At 49.4% G+C, this 5,237-nt stretch carries 2 tRNA genes and 3 rRNA genes; all 5 read left to right on the top strand.

The annotated features are described in order from the left end of the window. Window positions 1–35: 35 nt before the first annotated feature. The 5 genes from FJR77_RS10100 to rrf all read left to right on the top strand — a co-directional run bounded on the left by FJR77_RS10100 (window position 36) and on the right by rrf (window position 5,236). Window positions 36–107: transfer RNA gene (locus tag FJR77_RS10100), tRNA-Glu, on the top strand. A 242-nt stretch (window positions 108–349) separates the two neighbouring features. Further along, window positions 350–1,895: ribosomal RNA gene (locus FJR77_RS10090) — 16S ribosomal RNA — on the top strand. Between the two features lie 51 nt (window positions 1,896–1,946). Continuing rightward, window positions 1,947–2,019, top strand: a tRNA-Ala gene (locus FJR77_RS10085). A 124-nt stretch (window positions 2,020–2,143) separates the two neighbouring features. Next, a 23S ribosomal RNA gene (locus FJR77_RS10080) occupies window positions 2,144–5,044 on the top strand. A gap of 76 nt (window positions 5,045–5,120) precedes the next feature. Beyond that, a 5S ribosomal RNA gene (gene rrf, locus FJR77_RS10075) occupies window positions 5,121–5,236 on the top strand. The 16S, 23S and 5S rRNA genes sit together here with 2 tRNA genes alongside, the layout of an rRNA operon. Window position 5,237: the final 1 nt, after the last annotated feature.

Genomic DNA, 5,237 nt, shown 5'->3' with positions numbered 1-5,237 from the left:
GCTGTATAATAGTAAGAGTTGAAAATAACAACTCTGGTCCGTTGGTCAAGGGGTTAAGACACCGCCTTTTCACGGCGGTAACACGGGTTCGAATCCCGTACGGACTATGGTATGTTGCAGATAAAATACTGATTGAAAAAAATTAAAAAAAGTTTCAAAAAAGTGTTGACAAGCGAAAGCGACTGTGATATACTAATATAGTTGTCACTTGAGAGAAGCGAGTGACAAAGACCTTTGAAAACTGAACAAGACGAACCAATGTGCAGGGCACTACAACTAAGGTTGTAGTACTGAACAATGAAAAAAACAATAAATCTGTCAGTGACAGAAATGAGTGAGAACTCAAACTTTTAATGAGAGTTTGATCCTGGCTCAGGACGAACGCTGGCGGCGTGCCTAATACATGCAAGTAGAACGCTGAAGGAGGAGCTTGCTTCTCCGGATGAGTTGCGAACGGGTGAGTAACGCGTAGGTAACCTGCCTGGTAGTGGGGGATAACTATTGGAAACGATAGCTAATACCGCATAATAGCAGTTGTTGCATGACAACTGTTTGAAAGGTGCAATTGCACCACTACCAGATGGACCTGCGTTGTATTAGCTAGTTGGTGGGGTAACGGCTCACCAAGGCGACGATACATAGCCGACCTGAGAGGGTGATCGGCCACACTGGGACTGAGACACGGCCCAGACTCCTACGGGAGGCAGCAGTAGGGAATCTTCGGCAATGGACGGAAGTCTGACCGAGCAACGCCGCGTGAGTGAAGAAGGTTTTCGGATCGTAAAGCTCTGTTGTAAGAGAAGAACGAGTGTGAGAGTGGAAAGTTCACACTGTGACGGTATCTTACCAGAAAGGGACGGCTAACTACGTGCCAGCAGCCGCGGTAATACGTAGGTCCCGAGCGTTGTCCGGATTTATTGGGCGTAAAGCGAGCGCAGGCGGTTAGATAAGTCTGAAGTTAAAGGCTGTGGCTTAACCATAGTACGCTTTGGAAACTGTTTAACTTGAGTGCAAGAGGGGAGAGTGGAATTCCATGTGTAGCGGTGAAATGCGTAGATATATGGAGGAACACCGGTGGCGAAAGCGGCTCTCTGGCTTGTAACTGACGCTGAGGCTCGAAAGCGTGGGGAGCAAACAGGATTAGATACCCTGGTAGTCCACGCCGTAAACGATGAGTGCTAGGTGTTAGACCCTTTCCGGGGTTTAGTGCCGTAGCTAACGCATTAAGCACTCCGCCTGGGGAGTACGACCGCAAGGTTGAAACTCAAAGGAATTGACGGGGGCCCGCACAAGCGGTGGAGCATGTGGTTTAATTCGAAGCAACGCGAAGAACCTTACCAGGTCTTGACATCCCTCTGACCGCTCTAGAGATAGAGCTTTCCTTCGGGACAGAGGTGACAGGTGGTGCATGGTTGTCGTCAGCTCGTGTCGTGAGATGTTGGGTTAAGTCCCGCAACGAGCGCAACCCCTATTGTTAGTTGCCATCATTTAGTTGGGCACTCTAGCGAGACTGCCGGTAATAAACCGGAGGAAGGTGGGGATGACGTCAAATCATCATGCCCCTTATGACCTGGGCTACACACGTGCTACAATGGCTGGTACAACGAGTCGCAAGTCGGTGACGACAAGCTAATCTCTTAAAGCCAGTCTCAGTTCGGATTGTAGGCTGCAACTCGCCTACATGAAGTCGGAATCGCTAGTAATCGCGGATCAGCACGCCGCGGTGAATACGTTCCCGGGCCTTGTACACACCGCCCGTCACACCACGAGAGTTTGTAACACCCGAAGTCGGTGAGGTAACCGTAAGGAGCCAGCCGCCTAAGGTGGGATAGATGATTGGGGTGAAGTCGTAACAAGGTAGCCGTATCGGAAGGTGCGGCTGGATCACCTCCTTTCTAAGGAAAAGGAACTGCGCATTGGTCTTGTTTAGTCTTGAGAGGTCTTGTGGGGCCTTAGCTCAGCTGGGAGAGCGCCTGCTTTGCACGCAGGAGGTCAGCGGTTCGATCCCGCTAGGCTCCATTGGTGAGAGATCACCAAGTAATGCACATTGAAAATTGAATATCTATATCAAATAGTAACAAGAAAATAAACCGAAAACGCTGTAGTATTAATAAGAGTTTATGACTGAAAGGTCAAAAAATAAGGTTAAGTTAATAAGGGCGCACGGTGGATGCCTTGGCACTAGGAGCCGAAGAAGGACGTGACAAACGACGATATGCCTTGGGTAGCTGTAAGTAAGCGATGATCCAGGGATTTCCGAATGGGGGAACCCAACAGGTACTACCTGTTACCCGCATCTGTTAAGGATGTGAGGAGGAAGACGCAGTGAACTGAAACATCTAAGTAGCTGCAGGAAGAGAAAGCAAAAGCGATTGCCTTAGTAGCGGCGAGCGAAACGGCAGGAGGGCAAACCGAAGAGTTTACTCTTCGGGGTTGTAGGACTGCAATGTGGACTCAAAGATTATAGAAGAATGATTTGGGAAGATCAGCCAAAGAGAGTAATAGCCTCGTATTTAAAATAGTCTTTGTACCTAGCAGTATCCTGAGTACGGCGGGACACGCGAAATCCCGTCGGAATCTGGGAGGACCATCTCCCAACCCTAAATACTCCCTAGTGACCGATAGTGAACCAGTACCGTGAGGGAAAGGTGAAAAGCACCCCGGGAGGGGAGTGAAATAGAACCTGAAACCGTGTGCCTACAACAAGTTCGAGCCCGTTAATGGGTGAGAGCGTGCCTTTTGTAGAATGAACCGGCGAGTTACGTTATGATGCGAGGTTAAGTTGAAGAGACGGAGCCGTAGGGAAACCGAGTCTGAACAGGGCGAATTAGTATCATGACGTAGACCCGAAACCATGTGACCTACCCATGAGCAGGTTGAAGGTGCGGTAAGACGCACTGGAGGACCGAACCAGGGCACGTTGAAAAGTGCTTGGATGACTTGTGGGTAGCGGAGAAATTCCAAACGAACTTGGAGATAGCTGGTTCTCTCCGAAATAGCTTTAGGGCTAGCGTCGACATTAAGATTCTTGGAGGTAGAGCACTGTTTGGGTGAGGGGTCCATCCCGGATTACCAATCTCAGATAAACTCCGAATGCCAATGAATTATGGTCGGCAGTCAGACTGCGAGTGCTAAGATCCGTAGTCGAAAGGGAAACAGCCCAGACCACCAGCTAAGGTCCCAAAATAATTGTTAAGTGGAAAAGGATGTGGGGTTGCACAGACAACTAGGATGTTAGCTTAGAAGCAGCTATTCATTCAAAGAGTGCGTAATAGCTCACTAGTCGAGTGACCCTGCGCCGAAAATGTACCGGGGCTAAAACAATTTACCGAAGCTGTGGATACCTTTATAGGTATGGTAGGAGAGCGTTCTATGTGTGAAGAAGGTGTACCGTGAGGAGTGCTGGAACGCATAGAAGTGAGAATGCCGGTATGAGTAGCGAAAGACAGGTGAGAATCCTGTCCACCGTAAGACTAAGGTTTCCAGGGGAAGGCTCGTCCGCCCTGGGTTAGTCGGGACCTAAGGAGAGACCGAAAGGTGTATCCGATGGACAACAGGTTGATATTCCTGTACTAGAGTATGTAGTGATGGAGGGACGCAGTAGGCTAACTAAAGCAGACGATTGGAAGAGTCTGTCTAAGCAGTGAGGTGTGATATGAGTCAAATGCTTATATCTATAACATTGAGCTGTGATGGGGAGCGAAGTTTAGTAGCGAAGTTAGTGACGTCACACTGCCAAGAAAAGCTTCTAGCGTTTAAACATACTCTACCCGTACCGCAAACCGACACAGGTAGTCGAGGCGAGTAGCCTCAGGTGAGCGAGAGAACTCTCGTTAAGGAACTCGGCAAAATGACCCCGTAACTTCGGGAGAAGGGGTGCTGACTTTAAGTCAGCCGCAGTGAATAGGCCCAAGCAACTGTTTATCAAAAACACAGCTCTCTGCTAAATCGTAAGATGATGTATAGGGGGTGACGCCTGCCCGGTGCTGGAAGGTTAAGAGGAGTGCTTAGCGCAAGCGAAGGTATGAATTGAAGCCCCAGTAAACGGCGGCCGTAACTATAACGGTCCTAAGGTAGCGAAATTCCTTGTCGGGTAAGTTCCGACCCGCACGAAAGGCGTAATGATTTGGGCACTGTCTCAACGAGAGACTCGGTGAAATTTTAGTACCTGTGAAGATGCAGGTTACCCGCGACAGGACGGAAAGACCCCATGGAGCTTTACTGCAGTTTGATATTGAGTGTCTGTACCACATGTACAGGATAGGTAGGAGTCTATGAGATCGGGACGCCAGTTTCGAAGGAGACGATGTTGGGATACTACCCTTGTGTTATGGCCACTCTAACCCAGATAGGTGATCCCTATCGGAGACAGTGTCTGACGGGCAGTTTGACTGGGGCGGTCGCCTCCTAAAAGGTAACGGAGGCGCCCAAAGGTTCCCTCAGAATGGTTGGAAATCATTCGCAGAGTGTAAAGGTATAAGGGAGCTTGACTGCGAGAGCTACAACTCGAGCAGGGACGAAAGTCGGGCTTAGTGATCCGGTGGTTCCGTATGGAAGGGCCATCGCTCAACGGATAAAAGCTACCCTGGGGATAACAGGCTTATCTCCCCCAAGAGTTCACATCGACGGGGAGGTTTGGCACCTCGATGTCGGCTCGTCGCATCCTGGGGCTGTAGTCGGTCCCAAGGGTTGGGCTGTTCGCCCATTAAAGCGGCACGCGAGCTGGGTTCAGAACGTCGTGAGACAGTTCGGTCCCTATCCGTCGCGGGCGTAGGAAATTTGAGAGGATCTGCTCCTAGTACGAGAGGACCAGAGTGGACTTACCGCTGGTGTACCAGTTGTCTTGCCAAAGGCATCGCTGGGTAGCTATGTAGGGAAGGGATAAACGCTGAAAGCATCTAAGTGTGAAACCCACCTCAAGATGAGATTTCCCATGATTTTATATCAGTAAGAGCCCTGAGAGATGATCAGGTAGATAGGTTAGAAGTGGAAGTGTGGCGACACATGTAGCGGACTAATACTAATAGCTCGAGGACTTATCCAAAGTAACTGAGAATATGAAAGCGAACGGTTTTCTTGATTTGAATAGATATTCAATTTTGAGTAGGTATTACTCAGAGTTAAGTGACGATAGCCTAGGAGATACACCTGTACCCATGCCGAACACAGAAGTTAAGCCCTAGAACGCCGGAAGTAGTTGGGGGTTGCCCCCTGTGAGATATGGAAGTCGCTTAGCT

The organism is Streptococcus shenyangsis (assembly GCF_006385785.1).
Taxonomy (GTDB): Bacteria; Bacillota; Bacilli; order Lactobacillales; family Streptococcaceae; genus Streptococcus; species Streptococcus shenyangsis.
Note: the sequence above shows the minus strand (reverse complement) of the source record. Positions and strands in the feature narration are given on the sequence as shown.